The following is a 4063-nucleotide window of genomic DNA, read 5'->3' on the forward strand; positions in this document are numbered from 1 at the left end:
CGCGCGCGTCGTCGAGCGTCATCCGGCAAGCCCCCAATGATACCGGCCGCTGATTCTTGTCCGATCCGGCCATGGACCGAGGGATGGGGGGCAAGGTGGGGTTTTTTGTGACGTGGGGACGGCGGTGTGGGGGCCGCCGTCGGTCGATGGACTACGCGGCCGTCTCGGGCCGGTTCTCGCGCATCAGCTTCACGAAGCGCTCGAATAGGTAGTGGCTGTCACGCGGGCCCGGCGAGGCCTCCGGGTGGTGCTGCACCGAGAAGGCCGGGCGGTCGGTGAGCGAGAGACCGCAATTCGAGCCGTCGAACAGCGAGACGTGGGTCTCGACCGCCGTCGCGGGCAGGCTCTTGGGATCGACCGCGAAGCCGTGGTTCATCGAGACGATCTCGACCTTGCCGGTGGTGTGGTCCTTCACCGGGTGGTTCGCGCCGTGATGGCCCTGGCCCATCTTCACCGTGCGCCCGCCGAGCGCGAGGCCCATGAGCTGGTGGCCGAGGCAGATGCCGAAGGTCGGCACCCGCTCGTCGAGCAGCTTGCGGATCACCGGCACGGCGTATTCGCCGGTCGCGGCCGGATCGCCGGGGCCGTTGGAGAGGAACACGCCGTCCGGCTTCAGCGCGAGGATGTCCTCGGCCTTGGTGGTAGCAGGCACCACGGTGACGTCGCAGCCGGCTTGCGCGAGCAGGCGCAGAATGTTGCGCTTCACCCCGTAATCGATCGCCACGACCTTGAGGCCCTGGCCCGGCGCCCGCGAGCCGTAGCCGCCCTTCACCGCCCAGACGGTCTCGGTCCAGGCCGAGACGTCGCGGGAGGTCACCGGCGGCACGAGGTCGAGACCCTCCATCGGCGCCAGCGCGGCGGCGCGGGCCTTCAGCGCCTCGCGGTCGAACCGGCCCTCGGGATCGTTAGCGATGACGGCGTTCGGCATGCCGCGGTCGCGGATCAGCGCGGTCAGCGCCCGGGTGTCGATGCCGGTGATGCCGACGATGCCGCGGGCCTTGAGCCAGCCGTCGAGGTGGGAGGAGGAGCGCCAGTTCGACGGCTTGGTGACGGCCGACGCGATCACCGCGCCGCGCACGCCGGAGGCCGGCGCCTGGTCCAGGCTCTCCAGATCCTCGTCGTTGGTGCCGACATTGCCGATATGCGGGAAGGTGAAGGTGACGATCTGCCCGGCATAGGACGGGTCGGTCAGGATCTCCTGATAGCCCGTCATCGCCGTGTTGAAGCAGACCTCGCCGTCGGCGATCCCCGTCTGGCCGATGCCGAAGCCTTCGAGAACGGTGCCGTCGGCCAGCACGAGCAGCGCCGTGACGAGCGGCTCGCTCCACGGCTCCGGGGTCTTGGGCGCGAGGTTCGTGCGCGCGGGATCGGCGCGCAGGGTCGCGGGTTCGTCTTGCAGCATGGGTCCGATCCGGCTTATGTCCGCGGCCTCGCGCGGCCGCATCATCGGGCCGCGGGGCAAGGCGATCTCTCGCGGGGCTCATAGCGAGCCGGCCGCGTCCGGGTCAATCTGGGCGCGGAAGCCGCCCCGCGCAATGCCCCGGACAAGCGGAGCATCCGCGCCGAACCTTTTGACAGGAGTGACGTCATCATGCTGCGCGAGCGCATCACCGCCGAGATGAAGGAGGCCATGAAGGCCGGCGAGAAGCAGAAGCTCTCGACGGTCCGCATGATTCAGGCGGCGCTCAAGGATCGCGACATCGCCGCGCGCGGCGAGGGCAAGGGCCAGACGAGCGACGAGGAGATCCTCGCGCTCCTGCAGAAGATGATCAAGCAGCGCCAGGAGGCCGCCGGCGTCTACGAGCAGGGCGGCCGGCCCGAACTCGCCGAGAGCGAGCGCGCCGAGGCCGAGATCATCCAGACCTTCCTGCCGCAGCAGCTGGACGAGGCGGAGACCCGCACCGCGATCGCCGACGCCATCGCCGAGACGGGCGCCGAGAGCCCGAAGGACATGGGCAAGGTGATCGCGGCCCTGAAGGGCAAGTATACCGGCCGCATGGATTTCGGCCGCGCGAGCGCCCTGGTGAAGGACGCGTTGGCGGGGAAGTAAGACACTCTCGGTCGACCGATCGTCCTCTCCGTCATGGCGAGGCGGAGCCGAGGCCATCCAGGGCGCGCCCTCTCCGAAAAGGTCGCGCCGCTGGATTGCTTCGCTGACGCTCGCGATGACGGCGGAGGTCTATCCTGCCTCACGCCGGCCCGGCATCGATCCGCATCCGGAAGATCGCGTAGGGCGGCTCCTGCCGGTCGATGCCGCCGTTGTGCTCCGGGCGGCGGTTGGCTTGGGCGGAGGAGAGATAGAGCCAGCCGTCGCCGGTGATCCAGAACGTGTCCGGCCAGATCAGGCGCGGATCGGTGGCGAGGACCTCGATTCGGCCGTCCGGGTCGCGGCGGCCGATGCCGTTGAACTCCTGCAGGCTCAGATAGATCCGGTCGCGCGAATCGGCGATCAACCCGCCGGTCAGGCCCTTCTCGCCGAGATCCGTCACCGTCGCCGCGACCGCCGCGTCGTCCTGTCCCGCATCGAGCAGCGCGGCGGTCTCGACCGCGTAGAGGCGCCGGCTCATCAGCGGCGTGTAGTAGAGCCGCTTACCGTCGGGGCTCAGCGCGATGCCGTTGGCGCCACCCTCGATCGGGCTCGTCGTGCCGTCGGCCGCGCGCTTGAGCAGCACCCGGCCCTCGACGATCTTGAGGAGCCCGGGCACCGATCGCGTGCTGGCATGGCCCGCGAGGCGCCGCACGGCGCGGCCGCTCGCGAGATCCACGGCGATCAGCGCACCCTCGCCGTCCTGCCCCTGATCGGTGACGTAGGCGACCTCGCGGCCGGGCCGGACATCGACCCGCAGGTCGTTGAGCGAGGAGGTCTTGGTCACGACCGATTGCAGGGAGATCGTGCGCAGGATCCGGTTCGTGGCCGGATCGATGCAGACGAGCTTGGCCGCGCCGGGGACCGGCTCGCCGGACGAGGCCATCAGCCCGGCATCGAGCAGCCAGAGGCGGTTGTTGCGGTCGAAAACCCCGTTGGGGACGTGGAACAGCGTCTCGGCGGGCCGCGACGGATCGGGCCGGTTCGCCGCCTCGCTCGGATAGGGCACGACCCGCCCGTCCGGAGACAGCTCGCCCGCGGTGAACACCGTCGTCTCGTCGAAGCGCGGCATGAACAGGAACATCCGGCCGTCATTGGAGAGCGTCAGCCCGGTCGGCGTCGTCGGCGCCCGCGCAGCGACGACGAGGTCGAGAGCGCCGACCGGCCCGGTCGCCGGTTGCGCGCGGACAGGCCGCGTCGCCATCGTCCGCGCCGCGGCGAGGGCCGCGGCGGAGGCGAGCAGCGCGCGCCTGGCGAGGCGGATCGTCATGGCGGCCTCCTTCAGGCGCGGGTCGCGGCGCCGCGGACCTTTGTCTCGACGGCGAGCACCCGCTTGCCCGCGCAGACGAACAGCCGCCGCCCGTCCGGACCGCCGAAGGCGATGTTGGCGCAGGGCCCCTCGGTCGGGATGTGGCCGACCGGGCGGCCCTCGGCCGACCAGATCCGCACGCCGTCGCCGGTGCCGGCATAGACCCGGCCCTCGGCATCGACCTTGAGGCCGTCCGGCACGCCGTTCGGTACGGTGACGAAGACGCGCTCGTTCGAGAGCCGCTCGTCCGAGACGTCGAAGGCCCGGATCTCGCCCGGTGCCCCTTCGCGGTTGGCCGACTCGCTGACGTAGAGAATCCGCTCGTCCGGCGAGAAGGCGAGTCCGTTCGGCTGCACGAACCGGTCCGTGACGACCGCGAGGGACCCGCCGGGGGCGAGGCGGAAGACGAAGCGGCCCTTCTGCTCGGACGGGCGCGGCTCGCCCTCCTCGGCCTGATCGATGCCGTAGCTCGGATCGGTGAACCAGAGGGCGCCGTCGCGGGCGACCACGACGTCGTTGGGCGCATTCAGCCGCTTGCCGGCGTAGCGATCCGCCAGCACGGTGAGGCTGCCGTCGGTCTCCCGCCGCACGACCCGCGAGGTGCGGTGCTCGCAGGTGATCAGGCGGCCCTGCGCATCGAGGGTGTTGCCGTTGGCGTTGTTCGAGGG

At 70.8% G+C, this 4063-nt stretch carries 4 protein-coding genes; 1 reads left to right on the forward strand and 3 read right to left on the reverse strand.

The genetic code is table 11. The features are described 5' to 3' along the window. Positions 1-151: 151 nt before the first annotated feature. Positions 152-1402: a glutamine-hydrolyzing carbamoyl-phosphate synthase small subunit gene (gene carA / locus MFF42_RS06405; RefSeq protein WP_238254997.1), complete on the reverse strand. Its 1251-nt coding sequence runs from the start codon at positions 1400-1402 to the stop codon at positions 152-154. A 189-nt stretch (positions 1403-1591) separates the two neighbouring features. On the opposite strand from carA, the gene MFF42_RS06410 reads away from it, so the two are divergent. Next, positions 1592-2050: a GatB/YqeY domain-containing protein gene (locus MFF42_RS06410; protein WP_238254998.1), complete on the forward strand. Its 459-nt coding sequence runs from the start codon at positions 1592-1594 to the stop codon at positions 2048-2050. A 139-nt stretch (positions 2051-2189) separates the two neighbouring features. Here the strand turns inward: MFF42_RS06410 and MFF42_RS06415 are convergent, their stop codons facing one another. Together MFF42_RS06415 and MFF42_RS06420 are read right to left on the reverse strand one after the other, a co-directional pair. Then, a complete protein-coding gene (locus MFF42_RS06415) occupies positions 2190-3356 on the reverse strand; it encodes an L-dopachrome tautomerase-related protein (protein ID WP_238254999.1) in 1167 nt (388 codons plus the stop codon). An 11-nt stretch (positions 3357-3367) separates the two neighbouring features. Continuing rightward, on the reverse strand, positions 3368-4063 hold a 696-nt coding region (locus MFF42_RS06420), incomplete at its 5' end, for an SMP-30/gluconolactonase/LRE family protein (RefSeq protein ID WP_238255000.1).

Origin of the sequence: Methylorubrum podarium, from assembly GCF_022179745.1 — a bacterium.
Classification (GTDB): Bacteria; Pseudomonadota; Alphaproteobacteria; order Rhizobiales; family Beijerinckiaceae; genus Methylobacterium; species Methylobacterium podarium.